Raw genomic sequence first — 17,672 nt, 5'->3', positions numbered from 1 at the left:
CAAGGGGCGCCCCGCGTCGGGGTGTGGTGTCGAGATGGCGACGGGACTGAACGCGGGGCCGCCCCTATCCGACGAACCTGCCGGGGATTCCGCCGACGACGCGTTCGAGCCGCCGCCCGCCTCCGGCCCCGCTTCCGGCCTTTGGCCGCCGCTCGCCGACCTCGCCGCGTGCCTCCGCTTCTACAGCCGCCTGCCGGTCCCGGCCCTGCCGGGCGAGGCGGACGCCCACGCCGCGCCCGATTTCCGCACCGTGCCGCGGATGCTGCCGCTCGCCGGCCTGGTGATCGGAGCGGCGGGCGCCGTCGCGCTCGCCGCCTCGCTGGCGCTCGGCCTCGGGCCGTTCCTCGCCGCCACCCTGGCGCTCGCCTTCACGACGCTGGTCACCGGCGCCCTGCACGAGGACGGCCTCGCCGACGTGGCGGACGGGTTCGGCGGCGGCCTCACGCCGGCCCGCCGCCTCGAGATCATGCGCGACAGCCGCATCGGCGCCTACGGGGCCGCCGCGCTCGTCCTGTCCTACGCGCTGCGCATCGGGGCGCTCGCCACCCTCGCCGACCGGATCGGCTGGCGCGTCGCCGTCGCCTTCCTGGTAGCCGCCGCCCTGTCGCGCACCGCCGCCCTGTGGCCCCTCTGCCGCCTCCCCCCCGCCCGGCCGGACGGTGCCGCCCACGCGGTCGGCCGGCCGACGGGGGCGACCCACGCCACCGCCTGGGCGCTCTGCCTCGCCGTGCTCGTCGCCGCCGGCCTCCTCGGCCTGCCCTGGCTGGGCCTGTGCCTCTCCGGGCTCCTCGCCCTCCTCGCCGCCTGGACGCTGAGCCGCATGGCCGCGCGGCTCGTCGGCGGCCAGACCGGCGACGTCATCGGGGCGAGCCAGCAGCTGGCCGAGATCGCCGCCCTCCTCGCCCTCGTGATCGCGTTTCCCGCCTGATGCCCGCCTCCTCCCCCTGCATCCGCCTCTGCGTCCTCGATCCCGTCACCGGCCTGTGCGAGGGCTGCGGCCGAACCGGCGCCGAGATCGCCGCCTGGGGGTCGTTGTCCGAGCCGGAGCGGTTGCGGATCATGGCGGGGCTGCCGGCGCGGCTGGCGGCCGCTGATCCTGAGCCGGAGCCCGAGCCGGCCCCGGCCCTGGCCTGACGCCCGTGCCGGGCGCCGTCGGCATCGGGCTCCTGCTCCTCGCCTGCGCCTACGCGCTCAACGCCGTCGGCGGGCGGACGGTGGCGGGCCTGCGCCCCGACGAGGCGGCCGGGCTCGCGGCGGCCGGCGGCGCGGCCCTGATGATTCTGAACGGCGTCGGCAACCGGTTCCGGTCGGGATTCGGCGAGGGGCTCGTGTCGCTGCTCCTCTGGATCGGGATCGGGGCGGGCGCCGCGGGCCTCTACGCCTATCGCGACGCAGCGCGCGACATGGCGTTCCGGGCGCTCGGCGAGATGCGGCCGGGCGAGCCGGTGCCGGGGCGCGGCGACGAGGTGGTGATCGCCCGGCGGGTCGATGGCGGCTTCACGGTGCAGGCCAAGGTCAACGGCCGGGCGCAGTCCTTCGCCTTCGATACCGGCGCGAGCGCGGTGGTGCTCACCGCCGAGACCGCGACCCAGCTCGGTCTCCATCCGGGCCCGGGTGCCTTCCGGGTCCAGGTCCAGACCGCCAACGGCCGCACCGCCGCGGCCCCGGTGGTGCTCGACACGGTGGCGGTCGGGCCGATCACCGAGTCGCGCGTCGCCGCCCTGGTGACGAAGCCCGGGGCGCTCAGCGTGAACCTGCTCGGGATGAGCTTCCTGGAGCGGTTGAACTCCTACGAGGTGCGGGGCAGCCGCCTGATCCTGCGCGGGGCGCGGGGGTGAGGCTCGGCGCACCTCACAAAACTCCCGATCACCGGCGCTGCTCGTTGGGGCAGCGTCAGCGCAGCGGGAGTTTCGTGAGAGACGCTCACGCCGGCGAGGCCAGCGGCTTGCCCTTCTCGACGATGTAGGTGCTGAGGATGCGCACGGGCTTGGTCCCGCTCTTCGCGCCGGCATGGGGCACGCCCGGCGGGACCTGGAAGGCGTCGCCGGCCTTGAGCACGCGGGTCGGCTGGCCCTCGATCGGCAGCTCGATCTCGCCGTCCAGGACGTAGCCCGCCTCGATGCCCGGATGGGTGTGGCGGCCGACCAGCACGCCGGGCTCGATCTCGACCTCGGCGGTGATGGTGACGTAGCCGGGGGCCGGCCCCTCGGTCTGCCCCAGGACCTTGCGCTTCACCCCCGGCGTCGCCGCGGGCGGCGTCTGCGCTCCGGCCTCGGTGGCGAGAAAGCCGGTCAGGCTGCAGATCGCGCACGAGGCGAACCCCGCGAAACCGCGTCGCGTCAGCATGGTGTTCCTCCCGTCTGTCGCGCCCTCTCCGGGACGCGGTTCGGGGAGTGTGCGCGCGTGCAGGGGGCAGTCAAGGGAGGGCGATAGACTGAATCCTTTTGACCGCAGGGCCGTCTGCGGCAAGACGTAGCGCGGGTTCTCTCCTCTCCCCGCGGGCGGGGAGAGGGCTGCGTCCCCGTGCAGGGGATGCAGCAAGCCCGTAGGGCGGGGGTGAGGGGGTGTTTCCGAAAGAGTCTCACTCGTCGAGACCCCCTCACCCCCGCTTCGGCTTCGCCTCCGCTTGCCGTGTCCCCTGAACGGCGACACGGCCCTCTCCCCGCCCGCGGGGAGAGGAGAGAACCCGCGCCACTTCCTTTCTCGGGCTGCTCCGATGCGACCGGAGAAGCTTGTCGCGCACGGCCACGCGGCATCGCGAAAAGACAAAGCCGCCCCGGCGCCGCAGAGCGGAACCGAGGCGGCTCGGAGATCCAGTTGCCGGCGCCCTGGCGCCGGCGATGCCGTGTCTCAGCGCTTGCCGAGCCTCTCCATCGGCGTGCGGTAGGTTTCCCGCGCGGTGAAGATCGAGACCGCGGCGATGCCCGCCGTGGCGGTGACGAAGAGCGCCACCGGGACCCAGCCGGTCGGGCCCGTGCCGAGCAGCGAGGCGCTGATCACCGGGGCGAAGCCGCCCAGCGCGAAGCCGATCTGGGTGCCGATCGCCATGCCCGACAGGCGGACCTTGGTGTCGAACATCTCACCGTAGAGCGACGGCCACACCCCGTTGGCGGCGCTGTAGACCACGCCCGAGAGCAGGATGCCGAAGCAGAAGATGAGCGGCAGGTTGCCCTGGCTGATCGCCCACATGTAGGGCCAGATCAGCGCCGCGGAGCCGAGCGCGCCGAAGATGAAGACCGGGCGGCGGCCGATCCGGTCGGACAGGGCCGCGAAGGCCGGGATCGCGCCCAGCGCCACGACGTTGGCCAGGATCAGCACCGTCAGCATCGTCGAGCGGTCGATCTGCATCGTGTTGACGGCATAGGACAGGGTGAAGACGCTGAAGATCGTGCTCACCACCGAGACCAGCGCCGCGAAGATCACCCGCACCACGTCCGCCCACTGGGTGCGGAACAGCATCGCGACCGGAAGCTCCGCCTTCGCGTGGGTGTGCTCCTCCTGCTCCTTCTCGAAGACCGGGGTCTCCGGCAGGGTGCGGCGGACCCAGAAGCCGACCGCCACCACGAGGGCGCTGAGGAAGAATGGGATGCGCCAGCCCCAGGACAGCATCTGCGCCTCGGGCATCTGGGTGATCGGCAGGAAGACCAGCGTCGCCAGGATCAGCCCGGCCTGGGTGCCGCTCAGGGTGAAGCTGGTGAAGAAGGCGCGCTTGTGCGCGGGCGCGTGTTCGAGGGTCATCGAGTTGGCGCCGGCCTGCTCACCGGCGGCCGAGATGCCCTGGAGCAGGCGGGCGATGACGAGCAGGATCGGCGACAGGATGCCGAGCTGGTCGTAGGTCGGCAGGCAGCCGATCATGAAGGTCGAGATGCCCATCAGGAGCAGCGTGAAGGTGAGCACCTTCTTGCGACCGAAGCGATCACCGATATGGCCGAGCGCCACCGCGCCGAGCGGCCGGGTGATGTAGGCGACGCCGAAGGTCGCGAACGAGGCGATCGCCGCCGCCTGCGGGTTCGCGGCCGAGAAGAAGAGTTTCGGGAAGATCAGCGCCGCGGCGGTGCCGTAGATGAAGAAGTCGTAATACTCGACGGCGCTGCCGATCCAGCTCGCAAGCGCGGCCTTTTTGGGAGTCTTCACGGCGTCGGGTTCGGCGTGCGACGCGGCGCTTGCCGGAAGGACGGTTGAGGTCATCGGGCGTTTCCTGTGAGGAAGAGAGGACGGGCCCGTTGGGTCGGGCCGCATTCTGGAAGAGTTGGGCCGCGGCGCGCACCGCCGGCCGGAAAAATCTCAGGCCGTCCGGCCGAGCTCGGCGAAGTGGCGCAGCATCCGCTCCGGATCCGGGGTCCGGCCGGTGATGAGCCGGAACGCCTCGACCGCCTGGAACACCGCCATGCCGCCGCCGTCGAGGGTGCGGCAGCCGATCCGGCGCGCCTCGCGCAGGAGCGCGGTCTCGAGCGGGAAGTAGACGATCTCGGCGACGAAGAGGCCGGGGTGCAGGTATTCCGCCGGCAGCGGCAGGCCCGGATACTTGTCCATGCCGGTCGGCGTGCAGTGGACGAGGCCGTCGGCGGCCGCGACCTCCGCCTGGAGGTCGGTGCAGGCCCGCGCCCGGCCGGCGCCGAAGCGCTCGCACAGGGAGGCCGCCACCGACGCCGCCCGGGCCGGGTCGATGTCGTTGAGGACGAGGTCCTTGACCCCGAGGGTGAGCAGCGCGTGCGCCACCGCCGCACCGGCACCGCCCGCGCCGAGCTGCACGACGCGGTCGAGCTTGACGTCCGGCAGGCCGCGCCGGAACGCCTCGGCGAAGCCCCACCAGTCGGTGTTGTGGCCGACGCGCTTGCCGTCGCGCAGCACCACCGTGTTGACGGCGCCGAGCGCCGCGGCGTCCGGAGACAGCTCGTCGAGATGGGCGAGCACCGCTTGCTTGCACGGATGGGTGATGTTGAGGCCGGAGAAGCCCATCCGCTCGGCCGCCTGCAGCAGCTCGGGCAGGTTCTCGGCGCCGAGGCCCAGGCGCTCGAGATCGATCTTCTGGTAGAGGAGCCGCAGGCCCTGCGCGTCGCCCTCGTGCTCGTGCATCGCCGGGGTGCGGGAGGCCTGGATGCCGTTGCCGATCAGGCCGGCGAGAATCGAATTGGGAAGAATGGATGTGGAGCTTGCGCCCATCACGGGCTCCTCTCTCGGTGCGTTCCTCGGATGGCGCGATTGCGACGCGCTTGAATCCAAATGTACTAACCGGTACGTTCATGTCAAGCGCGAAAGAACGCGGCCTGCCCGGCTGCCGCTTCGGGCTCGACGGAGCCGGCCCCGTTTGCGATGGAGAGCCGGCGGAAACGGGAGAGGGAGAGCGCGATGAGGAAAGCGATCGCCACGGTGAGCCTGAGCGGCACGCTGATCGAGAAGCTGGAAGCGATCGCGGCGGCGCGCTTCGACGGGGTCGAGATCTTCGAGAACGACCTCCTGTTCCACACCGGCGCCGCCCGCGACGTGCGCCGCTACGCCTCGGATCTCGGCCTCTCGATCGACCTGTTCCAGCCGTTCCGCGATTTCGAGGGCGTGTCGGACGAGCAGCTCAAGCGCAACCTCGACCGGGCCGAGCGCAAGTTCGACCTGATGGAGGAACTGGGCGCCCCCCTGATCCTGGTCTGCTCCAACGTCCGCACCGAGGTCTCGGACGACGATGCCCGCATGGCCGACCAGCTCTACCAGCTCGCCGAGCGGGCGGCGAAGCGCGGCCTGAAGATCGGCTTCGAGGCCCTGTCCTGGGGCACCAAGGTGCGCACCTTCGACCGGGCCTGGGGCATCGTCGAGCGGGCGAACCACCCGCATCTCGGCCTGATCCTCGACAGCTTCCACACCCTGGCGCTCCCCGACGACTGGTCGGGCATCGCGAATCTCCCGGGCCAGCGGGTGTTCTTCGTCCAGCTGGCCGATGCGCCGCGCATCGGCATGAACCCGCTGACGCTGAGCCGCCACTTCCGCTGCCTGCCGGGCCAGGGCGACCTCGACGTGCCGGGCTTCCTCCAGGCGGTGCTCGCCTGCGGCTACACCGGCACGATCTCGCTCGAGATCTTCAACGACGAGATGCGCGCCGCACCGCCGCGCCAGACCGCGGCCGACGGCCACCGCTCGCTGCTGTTCCTCGAGGAGCGGGTGCGGCGCACCGAGGAGGCGGCCGCGCAAGCGCCCTCCCCCGCCAAGCGCCCGCGCCGCCGGGTCGAGCTGTTCGACCCGCCGCTGCCGCCGGCCATTGCCGGGCACCGCTTCATCGAGGTGGCGGTCGACGAGCGCTGCGAGGGGGCGTTGGCGCGGCTGCTGGGCCAGCTCGGCTTCACGCGGTTGGGGGTCCATCGCAGCAAGGCGGTGACCCTCTACGGCCAGGGCGAGATCCGCATCGTGCTCAACCGCGAGCCGGATTCCTTCGCCGCCTCCTACTTCCTGATGCACGGCCCCTCGGTCTGCGCCCAGGCCATCGCCACCGACGACGCGCTCGCGGCTCTCGGCCGGGCCGAATCCTACGGCGCCGCCCGGTTCGGCGGCCGGATCGGGCCGGACGAGAACACCTTCCCGTCGATCCGCGCGCCGGACGGCAGCCTGATCATCCTCACCGACCCGCAGACCGGCGGCGACTTCGAGCACGACTTCGTGATGGACGGGGACGCGGCGCCCGCGGGCCTGCTGACCCGGATCGACCACGTGGCGCAGGCGCTGCCCGAGGGCCAGCTCGATTCCTGGGTGCTGTTCTACCGCGCGGTGCTCGGCCTCGAACCCGAGGACGTGGTGGTGCTGCCCGACCCCTATGGCCTCGTGCGCAGCAAGGCGATGTCGAATGCCGAGCGCACCATGCGGCTGCCGCTCAACATCTCGGAGAGCCGCAACACCGCCACCGCCCGCCTCGTGACGAGCTTCGCCGGCGCGGGCGTGCACCACATCGCGCTGTCCACCGACGACATCTTCGCGGCGGCGGAGAGCCTGAAGAAGGCGGGCGTGACGCTGCTGCCGATCCCGGCCAACTACTACGACGACGTGGCGGCCCGCTTCGGCCTCGACGACGCGCTGATCGCCCGGATGCAGAGCTTGAGCATCCTCTACGACCGGGTCGGCGACGGCGAGTTCCTGCAGCTCTACACGACGCCGTTCGAGGAGCGGTTCTACTTCGAGCTCGTGCAGCGCAAGGGCGGGTACGACCTGTACGGGGCGCCGAATGCGCCGGTGCGGATGGCGGCGCTGGCGGCGTTGCGGGGGCCGAACCTATCGCAGGTATTGCGGTAGAACGTCAGCAGGGCGGGCCCGTCCCCACTATTCCAGGGGGATAATTCGAAGCCCGCTCGCTCCGCTCGACGGCGGTGCCAACCCTCCGCGTCATTCCGGGGCCGCGAAAGCGGAGCCCGGAATGACACAGAGGGTGGGGAAATCCGTCGCGAGAAAATCAAGAGCATGATTTCATGAGAAAAGCCCCCGGAGCATCGCTCCGGGGGCTTTTCTCATTGAAGAACCAATCCTCAGTTCTTCTTCTCGTCCGCCTTCGGCGCCGTGGCAGGCGACGCCGGAGCCGCCGCGGTCTTCTCGATCTTGGCGCTCTCGCGCAGCTTGGTGATGAGGTCCTGCTGCGTCTTGCGGGTCAGGTAGGCCTCGACCTGCTCCTTCATCTCGTCGAAGCTCGGCACCGGCTTGGTGCGCTTCTCCTCGACCCTGATGACGTGCCAGCCGAACTGGGTCTTGACCGGCTCGGAGATCTTGCCGGCCTCGAGCTTGAACGCCGCGTCGGCGAAGGGCGCGACCATCCGTTCCTTGGTGAACCAGCCGAGATCGCCGCCCTCGGCCTTGGAGCCAGGATCCTTCGAGGTCTCGGCCGCGACCTTGGCGAAGTCCTCGCCGCCCTTCAGGCGCGCGGCGATCTTCTTGGCCTCGGCCTCGTTGTCGACGAGGATGTGGCGGGCATGCACCTCCTCCTCGGGCTTCATCGCCTTGACGGTCTCGTCGTAGAGCGCCCGCTCGGCCTGCGGCGTCACCGCCTTCTTGGCCTCGCGCTCCAGGTACTCGTCGAGGAGGAGCTTGTCGCGGAAGTAGGAGAGCTTGCGGACGAAGTCGGGGTTCTCGGCGATCTTCGCCTTCTCGGCGGCCTGGGCGCCGATCTTCAGGTCGACCATATAGTCGACGAGAAGGCCCTTCTTCTGCGCGTCGTCGACGCCGGGGAGCGACAGGGCCGGATCGTCGGCCGCCACCGCGAGGTCGCCGGCGGTGATGGTCGCGCCGTTGACCTTGGCCACGACCGTGTCGGGGGACGGGGCGGGGGCGGCAGGCGCCGCGGCCGGGGCGGCGGGGGCCGGTGCTTGCGCGAGCGCCGCACCCGGCAAGGATCCGGGCAAGAGGAGCCCGAGGGCGAGCGCGCCGTTGCGCCAGAAGGGAGAGAGGGTCGACATGGCGTGATCCTTGGGGCCCGTGCGCGAGGTCGGTTGAAACCGCCGGACAGGTGGCAAAGATCGGCCGACAAGACAAGCGGCGCGCACGCCGCAGAGGCAAGGCAAGCGGCGCGCGCGCGCCGCAGAGGCAAGGATGGGCAGCGCCCCCGCGGATCCGCGATCCGCGGGGAGGCAGGAGGGCTTCAGTAGCCGGTCGAGGCGACCTCGATCCGGTCGCCGCGACGGGCGAAGGCGACCGAGGCGGCGGCGCCGTCCTGGGTGCCGGGCACCGAGAAGCTGACGACCTGCTCGGAAGCGAGCGTGGTGACCACCCGCAGCGGGGTGGCCGTGTTGGACTCCGTCGGCGCCAGGGTGGCGACGACGCGCAGGCCGTCCTTCTCGACGGTGTAGTAGGCCGAGCCGCGCACCGGGCCGAGATCAAGGCTGTGGGCCTGGCGCGGGTTCAGTTCCGCGGCGCCGGCCGCGGTGGCGAGAACGAGGCCGAGGGCGGTGAGGGAGAGGAGACGCATCGGTGGTCCTGGAGGTTCTGTCCGGCGCGAGGAGCGCGTCCGGAAAGCCGGGATTCGCCGGGAGCCCGTAGCTAATCATTCATCATAATGCACCGCAATAGAATTATGTTGCAATGCACAATCGGCAACTTGCACTTCCGATCATCCCATCGCACTGCGAGGCGGTGGCAGGACCACCGTCGAGCCCGTGAGCCGACGACCCGGCGTGACCTTCCGGCTGCTCCGCCCTAACTGCCGGCGTGGCGAGCGACGACGCCGCGACGATTGCCGACGCCCGGACGCCCTCATGAGACCCGCATGAGCACCTACCGCTTCGACAGGCTCCTCAGCCCCCGCTCCGTGGCTTTGGTGGGCGCGAGCGCGCGGCCGAACGCGTTCGGCGCCGCGATCCTGCGCAACCTGCGCGAGGCAGGATTCTCCGGCCCGATCTGGCCGGTGAACCCGCGCCATGACAGCGTCGACGGCGTGCAGGCCTTCGCCGACCTCGCCGACCTGCCCGAGCCCGCCGACCTCGCGGTGATCGTCACCCCGCCCGAGACCGTGCCGGAGGTGGTCGAAGCGGCGGGCCGCCGGGGCTGCGGCGCGGCCGTCATCATCACCACCGGCCTCGGCAGCGGGCCGGATTCCCTGGCGGAGGCCGCGCGGGCGGCGGCCCGGCGGCACTCCCTGCGCCTCGTCGGGCCCGACAGCATGGGGCTGGCGGTGCCGCACGCCGCCCTCAATGCCAGCCTGCTCGCCCGGGCGCCGCTCCCCGGCGACCTCGCGCTGATCTCGCAGTCGCGCACGGTGGCGGCGGGCATCGTCGCCTGGGCGCAAGGACGCGGCACGGGTTTCTCAGGCATCGTCTCCCTCGGCAACGCGCTCGACGTCGACATCGCCGACTGCCTCGACCACTTCGCCACCTGCATCCGCACCCGGGCGATCGTGCTCTCGATCGACAGCGTGACCGACGCGCCGAAATTCATGTCGGCGGCGCGGGCCGCCGCGCGGGCGAAGCCCGTGGTGGTGCTGCGCTCCGGCCGGCACGACACCGCCCGGACCATCGACGGCCGGGCCGCGACCCATACGGGAATCCTCGCCCGCACCGACGCGGTCTACGACGCCGCCTTCCGCCGCGCGGGCCTCCTGCGGGTGCAGGACCTCGACGAGATGTTCTCGGCGGTCGAGACGCTGGGGCGCCAGCGCCCCTTCCCCGGCCGGCGCCTCGCGATCCTGGCCAATGGCCGCGGCGTCGGCGCCATCGCGGTCGACCGGCTGCTGGATCTCGGCGGCACCCTGGCGGGCCTCTCGGACAAGACGCGGGCGCGGCTCGCGGCGGCGGTGCCGGGCACGGATCCGGCCGCGTCGAACCCGGACACTTGGCGCAACCCGGTCGATATCGGGGCGGACGCCGACGGGCCGCGCTACGCCGCGGCCCTGGAGGCGCTGATCGCCGACCGCGACAACGACGCCGTGCTGGTGATCAACGTGCCGACCGCCTTGTCCGGCGGCTGCGCGGTGGCGACGGCGATCGTCGAGGCGGTGAAGGCCGGCCGCAAGGGGAGCTTCCGGGCCCGGCCGGTCTTCGCCGTCACCGTCGGCGACGAGGCGGCGGGCGAGATCCTGAGCCAGGCCGGCATCCCGCGCTTCGCCACCGATGCCGATGCGGTCGAGGGCTTCACCCATCTGGTGCGCTACCGCGAGGCGCAGGACGATCTCACCACCACCCCGGCGGTGCTGCCCGACGACCTGGTGCCGGATGCGGGTGCGGCCAGGGCGATCGTCGTGTCCGTGCTCGCGGAAGGCCGCACCTGGCTCGACCCGCGCGAGATGGCCGATCTGCTCGCCGCCTACGGCATCCCGGCCCAGCCGGTGACCCTCGCCGCCGACGCCGACGCGGCGGCCGAGGCCGCCTGGCCGGTCATCGCCGCGGGCGGCACCGTGGCGCTCAAGCTCGTCTCGCCGGACGTGGTGCACAAGTCCGACGTCGGCGGCGTGCGGCTCGGCCTCACCAGCGAGGCGGCGGTACGGGACGCCGCCCGCGAGATGCTGGCGCGCGTCGCGCAGGAGCGGCCGGAGGCCCGGGTCACCGGCTTCGTCGTCCAGGCGATGCTGCGGCGGACGCAGGCGCGCGAATTGATCGCCGGCCTCGTCGACGATCCGGTCTTCGGCCCCGTGGTGGTGTTCGGCCGCGGCGGCACCGCCGTCGAGGTGATCGACGACCGGGCGCTGGCGCTGCCGCCCCTCGACCGGCGGCTCGCCGCCGACCTGATCGGCCGCACCCGGGTGGCGCGCCGGCTCAAGGCCTATCGCGACGTGGCAGCGGCGGACGAGGCGGCGGTCGCCCTGGTGCTGGTCAAGCTCGGCCAGCTCGCCGCCGACCTGCCGGAGCTGCGCGAACTCGACATCAACCCGCTGCTCGCCGACCGCGACGGCGTCATCGCGCTGGATGCCCGCGCCGCCGTGGCGCCGCTGCCGCCGGAGCGCCGCCGCGATGCGGGCACCGGCCCGAGCCACGCGCGCTTCGCCGTGCGGCCCTATCCGCGCGCCTGGGAGCGCCGCCTCGTGCTGGACGGCCAGGGGATCCTGGTGCGGCCGGTGCGGGCCGAGGACGAGGGGCTGTTCGAGACGTTCTTCCGGCAGGTCAGCGCCGAGGACCTGCGCCTGCGCTTCTTCGCGCCGGTGCGCGACTTCAGCCACGCCTTCCTCGCCCGCCTGACCCAGCTCGACTACGCCCGCGCCATCGCCTTCGTGGCGATCGAGGAGGCCAACGGCACGATGATGGGGGCGGTGCGCCTCCACGCCGACGCCAACCACGAGACCGGGGAATACGCGATCCTCGTCCGCTCCGATCTCAAGGGCCTCGGCCTCGGCTGGGCCCTGATGGGGCTGATGCTCGACTGGGCGCGGGCGGACGGGTTGCGGGTCGTCGAGGGCCAGGTGCTCCGCGAAAATACCACCATGCTGGCGATGTGCCGCAAGCTCGGCTTTACGGTAAGGACGGATCCCTCCGACCCCGACCTGATGCTGGTGCGGCGCACGCTCACGGAGGAGAGTGCCGCGCCCGAATCCTAGAAGACCTTAGCTCCCCTCATGCGCGACACCCCTCCCCTCGACATCGCCGGCGGCCTCCTGCTCACCGCCGCGGCGGGCTACGTCGACGCCGTCGGCTTCCTGCGGCTCGACGGGCTCTACACCTCGTTCATGAGCGGCAACTCGACCCAGTTCGCAGTCTCGCTGGCCCAGACGGGGCACCCGGTCGCCTGGGAGATCGGCCTGCTGTTCGTGTCGTTCCTGGTCGGGGGTTTCTGCGGCAGCCTGGTCTCGCTGCGCGTGCCCGGGCGCTGGGGGCCGGCGGCGGTTCTGAGCGTCGAGGCCGGGCTCCTGGTGCTCGCCCTCGCGCTCGCCGTCAGCCCGGCGCCGGGCCCGGTCGCGCCGCTGCTCGCCGCCGCCATGGGGGCGCAGAACGCGGCGCTCCGCCGGAGCGCGGGCTTCCGCCCCGGCGTCACCTTCGTGACCGGCACGCTGTTCAGCCTCAGCCACACCCTCGCCCAGGCGGCGACGCGGCTCGGCCCGGCCTTCGGATGGGTGCCGGATGCCTGCACCTGGCTGGCACTCGTCGGCGGCGCCGTGGCCGGAGGACTGGCCTATCGCGGCTACGGGCTGGAGGCGCTGGTGGTGCCGGTGACGGGCGTCGGGCTCGTGCTGGCGCTCGCGGTCGGGCGGGCGACCCGGGGCGCCGCGGCGGCATGACGGAGCGTCATCGCTCCCCGCGAGGCCGTTTGGGGCGAGGAAGGGCCCGCGCCGCATTGTCGAAGAATTTTTGCCTATGGTTCAGGGCTTGACCGCAAGACGACGCTCGATGCCGACTCGAATCGGATGGGACCGCCCGCCGCACTCCCCGGCGCTCCCGCAAACCGGCACCTCCCCCAGTATCGGTCAGATATTGGACAGATAGTGCCAAGCCTATGTCCGCAATCGAACCGTTTTGTCCGGATCAGGCACTATATCACCGATCATGCGCCCCGAAAGCGAGCCCCTGCGAGAAATCGGCCGCCCTTCCACACCATCTACGTGCACTCACAGACAGTCTTTTTCACATCTTGCCACTGGCTTTCAGCCGTGTCAGGCGGCCCACGGCCCGCTCGGCCGAATCATCCCGCTGCATCTCCTGCTCCCATTCCTCGATCATCGTCGGGCGGGAGCGCAGGTTCTGCCGCAGGATGTCTATCTGGGTCCGCAGAATGGTGTTCCGCGGAGCCGTTTCGTGCTTCGGAATCGGGGGTGATTTGCGGGAACTCGACATGCCGGGCATGCTCTGACGGCATCGTTAACGAGGGGTAAATTTCTGTCGGATCCACCCCGTGTGCCGCTCCCGCTCACCCGATGGTGATGGACGACCTTGAAGCACGGGTCTCCGGGCCGATAACTCCGGGCAACACGAACCAACCCGGGAGGCGGCCCGCATGGCGATCCAGGCCCTCATCTTCGACGTCTTCGGCACCCTGCTCGACTGGCACGGCGGCGTCGCCCGGGAGGCGGCGCGGATCCTGGCTCCGTTCCGGCCCGACCTCGACGGAGGCGCCTTCGCGCGGGCCTGGCGCGACCGCTACCAGCCCGGCATGGAGCCGATCCGCCAGGGCGCCCGCCCGTATGCCGATCTCGACACCCTGCACGGCGAGAGCCTGGAGGGCGTGCTGGCGGGAATCGGCCTCGCCGAGGTGGTGCCGGCCGAGGCGCGCCGCGATCTGGTTCTCGCCTGGCACCGGCTCGATGCCTGGCCGGAGGTGCCGCACGCCCTGACGCGGCTGCGCGAGAAATACCTGCTGGCGCCCTGCTCCAACGCGCATGTGCGGCTCGCCATCGCGCAGGCCCGCCGCAACCGCCTGCCCTGGGACGCGGTGCTCGGGGCCGAGTTCGCCCAGGACTACAAGCCGAAGCCCGCCGTCTATCTCCGCGCCGTCGAGGCCCTGCGGCTCCGGCCGGGCGAGGTGATGATGGTGGCGGCCCATTCCTCCGATCTCGCCGCGGCGGCCGCCTGCGGGCTGGCTACCGCCCATATCGCCCGGCCCGACGAGAGCGGCCCGGGCACCGGCGAGCCGGCGCCGCTGGTGCCGGTGGATTGTTCCGCCTCCGATCTCGCCGATCTGGCGAGGCAGCTCGGCTGCTGACGAAGAATGGGCCCCGCCTCCCGTGAGGAGGTGGCGCCCTTCAGGTTCGACGCCCGATCAGCTTGGCGACGTGAGAGGCTACGGCCGACCCATCGTGCGTCCTCGGCCTGTGTGCTTTCAGGCAATCGGTGAGCCAGAGACCTTTGATTGAACCGGAGGACCACGGTCAGGCCGCCCCGGAATGGCTCGGGAGTTCGGCGGACACTCAGACCATGCTGCTCGCGGTCGCGACCGCCGCGAGGACGTTTCTGCTCTCCCATTGGCCGCGCTGGCACGAGAAATGGGGGCCGCCCGCACCGTTCACGTTATCCCAGTGGACCTGCGTGCGGTCCAGCCTGCTGCTCGCCAGGGCACTGGAGCGGCGCGGCATCCGAGCCGCACTCAGAAGTGGCCAGCCGCATCATCACCAAGGCTTCGGCCTGCTCACCGTCGATGGTTGGGTCAGCCATGCGTGGGTCGAAGCGGAGGGATTTGTCGTCGACATCACCGCCGACCAGTTCGGCAACCCCCCGGTCGTCGTCACTCCGGTCGATCACCCGATCTATCGCGGCGCAGAGGACGAGGCTCACCAGCTTCGGCCAACCCGCACTGCTGTTGCGGCCGTGGACGAGATTTGGCTCTCGTGGTGTCGATACGCAGATCAGCAGCGTTGATTCTTGGACATCGACCACGGAAGTCGTGACGGCTGGCTCGGATCGACATCGAAGCGTTCGCTTCTGGGTGACGGGATCGAGATCCGTTTGCCACCCTCGGCAGCTCGTCGCGGGGTCAGATCGAGTGGGTGTTGATCCTGCGCGAGCAGCGCCCGACGGCCTTGCCATCGGGCGCTGCTCCGGGTTGTGGTCTTGCCGCGGTGTCGCCGAGGAATCGGTGACCCAGCCGGCGCCGGCCGTTCGCGGCCGGCTTTCTGACGCTTAGTTCAGCAACGCCTTCGCCGGCCGGCGCTCGTCCGGGGCGACCGCCTGGTCGCCGATGAACAGCCCGGCGGGGCCGAGACGCACCGGCACCGTCTCGCCGTCATGGACGCGACCGGCCAGGATCTGCTCGGCGAGCGGGTCCTGCACCGCCTTCTGGATCACGCGCTTCAACGGGCGCGCGCCATAGGCCGAGTCGTAGCCCTTCTCGGCGAGCCAGGCGCGGGCGTCGGGCTCGATCTCGAGGGTGATCTTGCGGTCCTCGAGGAGCTTGGCGAGGCGCCTGAGCTGGATGTCGACGATCGCCCCCATCTCCTGCCGCTGGAGGCGGTGGAACAGGATGATCTCGTCGACCCGGTTCAGGAACTCGGGCCGGAAGTGCGAGCGCACCACGTTCATCACGTCGTCGCGCACCACGTCGGTGTCCTGGCCCTCGGGCTGGTTGACCAGGTATTCCGAGCCGAGATTCGACGTCATGACGATCAGCGTATTGCGGAAGTCGACCGTCCGCCCCTGCCCGTCGGTGAGCCGGCCGTCGTCGAGGACTTGCAGGAGGACGTTGAACACATCCGGATGCGCCTTCTCGATCTCGTCGAACAGCACGACCTGATAGGGCCGGCGCCGCACGGCCTCCGTCAGCGCCCCGCCCTCCTCGTAGCCGACATAGCCCGGAGGCGCGCCGATGAGGCGGGCGACCGCGTGCTTCTCCATGTACTCGGACATGTCGATGCGCACGAGCGCCGTGTCGTCGTCGAACAGGAAGCCGGCCAGCGCCTTGGTCAGCTCGGTCTTGCCGACGCCGGTGGGGCCGAGGAACATGAACGAGCCGATCGGCCGGTGCGGATCCTGCAAGCCGGCGCGGGCGCGCCGCACCGCGGTCGCCACCGCCACCACCGCCTCGTGCTGGCCGACGACGCGCTTCCCGAGCGCCGCCTCCATCCCGAGCAGCTTCTCGCGCTCGCCCTCCAGCATCTTGTCGACCGGCACGCCGGTCCAGCGCGAGACCACGCCGGCGACGTGGCTCGGCGTCACCGCCTCCTCCATCATGCCGGAGCCGTTGCCGCGCGACCCGTCCGCGCCCCTGGCCTCGATCTCGGCGAGCTCGCGCTCCAGACCCGGGATGATGCCGTAGGCGAGCTCGCCCGCCTTCTGGTACTGGCCCTGGCGCTGCGCCGCCGCGAGGTCGTTCCGAGCCGCGTCGAGCTTCGTCTTCAGCTCCGCCGCACGTCCCAGCTTGTCCTTCTCGGACTTCCAGCGCGCGGTGATCGCCGCCGACTGCTCCTCGAGGTCGCCGAGTTCCTTCTCCAGCCGCGTCAGGCGATCGCGGGAGGCGGAATCCGTCTCCTTCTTCAGGGCCTCGGCCTCGATCTTGAGGCGCACGATCTCACGGTCGATGTTGTCGAGCTCCTCCGGCTTCGAATCGACCTGCATGCGCAGGCGCGAGGCCGCCTCGTCGACGAGGTCGATCGCCTTGTCGGGCAGGAAGCGGTCGGTGATGTAGCGGTTCGACAGGGTCGCGGCCGCCACCAGCGCCGAATCCTGGATCCGCACCTTGTGATGCTGCTCGTACTTCTCCTTGATGCCGCGCAGGATCGAGACCGTGTCCTCGACCGTCGGCTCGGAGACGAAGACCGGCTGGAAGCGCCGGGCGAGGGCCGCGTCCTTCTCGACGTGCTTGCGGTACTCGTCGAGCGTGGTCGCGCCGACGCAGTGCAGCTCGCCGCGGGCGAGCGCGGGCTTGAGCAGGTTCGAGGCGTCCATCGCCCCGTCCGCCTTGCCGGCGCCGACCAGCGTGTGCATCTCGTCGATGAACAGGATGATCTGGCCCTCGGCCGCGGTCACCTCGGACAGCACCCCCTTGAGGCGCTCCTCGAACTCGCCGCGATACTTCGCGCCGGCGATCAGCGCGCCCATGTCGAGGGCGAGGAGCTGCTTGTCGCGCAAGGATTCCGGCACGTCGCCGTTGACGATGCGCAGGGCCAGGCCCTCGACGATGGCGGTCTTGCCGACGCCGGGCTCGCCGATGAGGACGGGGTTGTTCTTGGTGCGCCGCGACAGAACCTGGATGGTGCGGCGGATCTCCTCGTCGCGGCCGATCACCGGGTCGAGCTTGCCGTCGCGGGCCGCCTCGGTGAGGTCGCGGGCGTATTTCTTCAGCGCGTCGTAGGCGTTCTCGGCCGTGGCGTTGTCGGCCGTGCGGCCCTTGCGCAGGGCGTTGACCGCGCCGTTGAGCGAGGCCGCGGTGACGCCGGCCTGGCTGAGGATCTTGCCGGCATCCGTGTCCTTCTCGACGGCGAGCGCCAGCAGCAGGCGCTCCACGGTGACGTAGGAATCGCCCGCCTTCTCAGCGGCCTTCTCGGCGGTGTCGAACAGGCGCATCAGCTCGCGGGTCGCCTGCGGCTGCGACGCGCCGCCCGACACCTTCGGCTGCTTGGACAGCCACGCCTCGGTCTGGGCGAGGGCCACGCGCGACTGGCCGCCGGCCCGGTCGATCAGGCCTGCGCACAGGCCCTCGGGATCGTCGAGCAGCACCTTCAGGACATGGGCCGGCGCCAGCTGAGGATGGCCCTCACGCAGAGCCAGCGACTGCGCCGATTGCACGAAGCCCCGCGCCCGCTCGGTGTACTTCTCAAAATTCATGAATTCGCTCCTCCTTGGCCGGTCCCTCCGCCCTCGCGA

General features: G+C 71.2%; 15 protein-coding genes. 8 read left to right on the top strand and 7 right to left on the bottom strand.

Going from position 1 to position 17,672, the window contains the following annotated elements:
• Positions 1 to 34 precede the first annotated feature (34 nt).
• Genes cobS through DK412_RS23205 form a run of 3 tightly spaced genes read left to right on the top strand, consistent with a single transcriptional unit; the run spans position 35 to position 1,838 of the window.
• Complete coding sequence (gene cobS, locus DK412_RS23215) at positions 35 to 928, top strand: adenosylcobinamide-GDP ribazoletransferase (RefSeq protein ID WP_109973885.1); 894 nt, start codon at positions 35 to 37, stop codon at positions 926 to 928.
• Positions 928 to 1,134: a DUF1289 domain-containing protein gene (locus DK412_RS23210; protein ID WP_204165431.1), complete on the top strand. Its 207-nt coding sequence runs from the start codon at positions 928 to 930 to the stop codon at positions 1,132 to 1,134. The genes cobS and DK412_RS23210 overlap by 1 nt, the downstream gene beginning before the upstream one ends.
• Positions 1,135 to 1,139: 5 nt before the next feature.
• Positions 1,140 to 1,838, top strand: a complete 699-nt coding sequence (locus DK412_RS23205; RefSeq protein WP_245447204.1) for a TIGR02281 family clan AA aspartic protease — start codon at positions 1,140 to 1,142, stop codon at positions 1,836 to 1,838.
• Positions 1,839 to 1,923: 85 nt separating this feature from the next.
• On the opposite strand, the gene DK412_RS23200 is transcribed toward DK412_RS23205, so the two are convergent.
• The 3 genes from DK412_RS23200 to DK412_RS23190 form a co-directional block, all read right to left on the bottom strand.
• On the bottom strand, positions 1,924 to 2,346 hold the full coding sequence (locus DK412_RS23200) for a cupin domain-containing protein (protein ID WP_109973884.1): 423 nt from the start codon (positions 2,344 to 2,346) through the stop codon (positions 1,924 to 1,926).
• 504 nt (positions 2,347 to 2,850) lie between these two features.
• Positions 2,851 to 4,188 carry an MFS transporter gene (locus tag DK412_RS23195; protein ID WP_109973883.1) on the bottom strand — a complete coding sequence of 446 codons (1,338 nt, stop codon included), beginning with the start codon at positions 4,186 to 4,188 and terminating at the stop codon, positions 2,851 to 2,853.
• Between the two features lie 96 nt (positions 4,189 to 4,284).
• Entirely contained in the window at positions 4,285 to 5,163 is an 879-nt protein-coding gene (locus tag DK412_RS23190) for a shikimate dehydrogenase (protein WP_109973882.1), read from the bottom strand.
• 186 nt (positions 5,164 to 5,349) lie between these two features.
• Here DK412_RS23190 and DK412_RS23185 point away from each other — a divergent pair, with 186 nt between their 5' ends.
• A complete protein-coding gene (locus tag DK412_RS23185) occupies positions 5,350 to 7,269 on the top strand; it encodes a sugar phosphate isomerase/epimerase and 4-hydroxyphenylpyruvate domain-containing protein (RefSeq protein ID WP_109973881.1) in 1,920 nt (639 codons plus the stop codon).
• Between the two features lie 230 nt (positions 7,270 to 7,499).
• Here the strand turns inward: DK412_RS23185 and DK412_RS23180 are convergent, their stop codons facing one another.
• Together DK412_RS23180 and DK412_RS23175 are read right to left on the bottom strand one after the other, a co-directional pair.
• Positions 7,500 to 8,420 (bottom strand): peptidylprolyl isomerase, encoded by a 921-nt coding sequence (locus DK412_RS23180; protein WP_109973880.1) that lies wholly within the window; start codon positions 8,418 to 8,420, stop codon positions 7,500 to 7,502.
• 182 nt (positions 8,421 to 8,602) lie between these two features.
• Positions 8,603 to 8,929 carry a hypothetical protein gene (locus DK412_RS23175; RefSeq protein ID WP_109973879.1) on the bottom strand — a complete coding sequence of 109 codons (327 nt, stop codon included), beginning with the start codon at positions 8,927 to 8,929 and terminating at the stop codon, positions 8,603 to 8,605.
• A gap of 297 nt (positions 8,930 to 9,226) precedes the next feature.
• On the opposite strand from DK412_RS23175, the gene DK412_RS23170 reads away from it, so the two are divergent.
• Both DK412_RS23170 and DK412_RS23165 read left to right on the top strand, forming a co-directional pair.
• On the top strand, positions 9,227 to 11,983 hold the full coding sequence (locus tag DK412_RS23170) for a bifunctional acetate--CoA ligase family protein/GNAT family N-acetyltransferase (RefSeq protein ID WP_109973878.1): 2,757 nt from the start codon (positions 9,227 to 9,229) through the stop codon (positions 11,981 to 11,983).
• 18 nt (positions 11,984 to 12,001) lie between these two features.
• Positions 12,002 to 12,661, top strand: a complete 660-nt coding sequence (locus DK412_RS23165; RefSeq protein ID WP_109973877.1) for a YoaK family protein — start codon at positions 12,002 to 12,004, stop codon at positions 12,659 to 12,661.
• Between the two features lie 343 nt (positions 12,662 to 13,004).
• Here the strand turns inward: DK412_RS23165 and DK412_RS23160 are convergent, their stop codons facing one another.
• Positions 13,005 to 13,223, bottom strand: coding sequence for a hypothetical protein (locus DK412_RS23160; protein WP_109973876.1), 219 nt, complete (start codon positions 13,221 to 13,223; stop codon positions 13,005 to 13,007).
• A gap of 151 nt (positions 13,224 to 13,374) precedes the next feature.
• Between DK412_RS23160 and DK412_RS23155 the strand changes: the two genes are divergently transcribed.
• Both DK412_RS23155 and DK412_RS23150 read left to right on the top strand, forming a co-directional pair.
• Positions 13,375 to 14,079: a haloacid dehalogenase type II gene (locus DK412_RS23155; protein ID WP_109973875.1), complete on the top strand. Its 705-nt coding sequence runs from the start codon at positions 13,375 to 13,377 to the stop codon at positions 14,077 to 14,079.
• A gap of 212 nt (positions 14,080 to 14,291) precedes the next feature.
• Positions 14,292 to 14,732 carry a lasso peptide biosynthesis protein gene (locus tag DK412_RS23150; RefSeq protein ID WP_162596282.1) on the top strand — a complete coding sequence of 147 codons (441 nt, stop codon included), beginning with the start codon at positions 14,292 to 14,294 and terminating at the stop codon, positions 14,730 to 14,732.
• Positions 14,733 to 14,993: 261 nt separating this feature from the next.
• On the opposite strand, the gene clpB is transcribed toward DK412_RS23150, so the two are convergent.
• Positions 14,994 to 17,633: an ATP-dependent chaperone ClpB gene (clpB, locus tag DK412_RS23145; protein WP_109973873.1), complete on the bottom strand. Its 2,640-nt coding sequence runs from the start codon at positions 17,631 to 17,633 to the stop codon at positions 14,994 to 14,996.
• Between the last annotated feature and the right edge of the window lie 39 nt (positions 17,634 to 17,672).

The sequence above is a fragment of the Methylobacterium sp. 17Sr1-1 genome (assembly GCF_003173775.1).
Lineage (GTDB): Bacteria > Pseudomonadota > Alphaproteobacteria > Rhizobiales > Beijerinckiaceae > Methylobacterium.
The sequence above is the reverse complement of the archived record's forward strand: the minus strand, read 5'-3'. Positions and strand labels throughout refer to the sequence as shown.

Bases quoted from the DNA above. Each gene is read 5' to 3' on its own strand.
- cobS (WP_109973885.1), top strand. From the start codon at position 35: ATGGCGACGGGACTGAACGCGGGGCCGCCCCTATCCGACGAACCTGCC.
- DK412_RS23210 (WP_204165431.1), top strand. From the start codon at position 928: ATGCCCGCCTCCTCCCCCTGCATCCGCCTCTGCGTCCTCGATCCCGTC.
- DK412_RS23200 (WP_109973884.1), bottom strand. From the start codon at position 2,346: ATGCTGACGCGACGCGGTTTCGCGGGGTTCGCCTCGTGCGCGATCTGC.
- DK412_RS23195 (WP_109973883.1), bottom strand. From the start codon at position 4,188: ATGACCTCAACCGTCCTTCCGGCAAGCGCCGCGTCGCACGCCGAACCC.
- DK412_RS23190 (WP_109973882.1), bottom strand. From the start codon at position 5,163: ATGGGCGCAAGCTCCACATCCATTCTTCCCAATTCGATTCTCGCCGGC.
- DK412_RS23185 (WP_109973881.1), top strand. From the start codon at position 5,350: ATGAGGAAAGCGATCGCCACGGTGAGCCTGAGCGGCACGCTGATCGAG.
- DK412_RS23180 (WP_109973880.1), bottom strand. From the start codon at position 8,420: ATGTCGACCCTCTCTCCCTTCTGGCGCAACGGCGCGCTCGCCCTCGGG.
- DK412_RS23175 (WP_109973879.1), bottom strand. From the start codon at position 8,929: ATGCGTCTCCTCTCCCTCACCGCCCTCGGCCTCGTTCTCGCCACCGCG.
- DK412_RS23170 (WP_109973878.1), top strand. From the start codon at position 9,227: ATGAGCACCTACCGCTTCGACAGGCTCCTCAGCCCCCGCTCCGTGGCT.
- DK412_RS23165 (WP_109973877.1), top strand. From the start codon at position 12,002: ATGCGCGACACCCCTCCCCTCGACATCGCCGGCGGCCTCCTGCTCACC.
- DK412_RS23160 (WP_109973876.1), bottom strand. From the start codon at position 13,223: ATGCCCGGCATGTCGAGTTCCCGCAAATCACCCCCGATTCCGAAGCAC.
- DK412_RS23155 (WP_109973875.1), top strand. From the start codon at position 13,375: ATGGCGATCCAGGCCCTCATCTTCGACGTCTTCGGCACCCTGCTCGAC.
- DK412_RS23150 (WP_162596282.1), top strand. From the start codon at position 14,292: ATGCTGCTCGCGGTCGCGACCGCCGCGAGGACGTTTCTGCTCTCCCAT.
- clpB (WP_109973873.1), bottom strand. From the start codon at position 17,633: ATGAATTTTGAGAAGTACACCGAGCGGGCGCGGGGCTTCGTGCAATCG.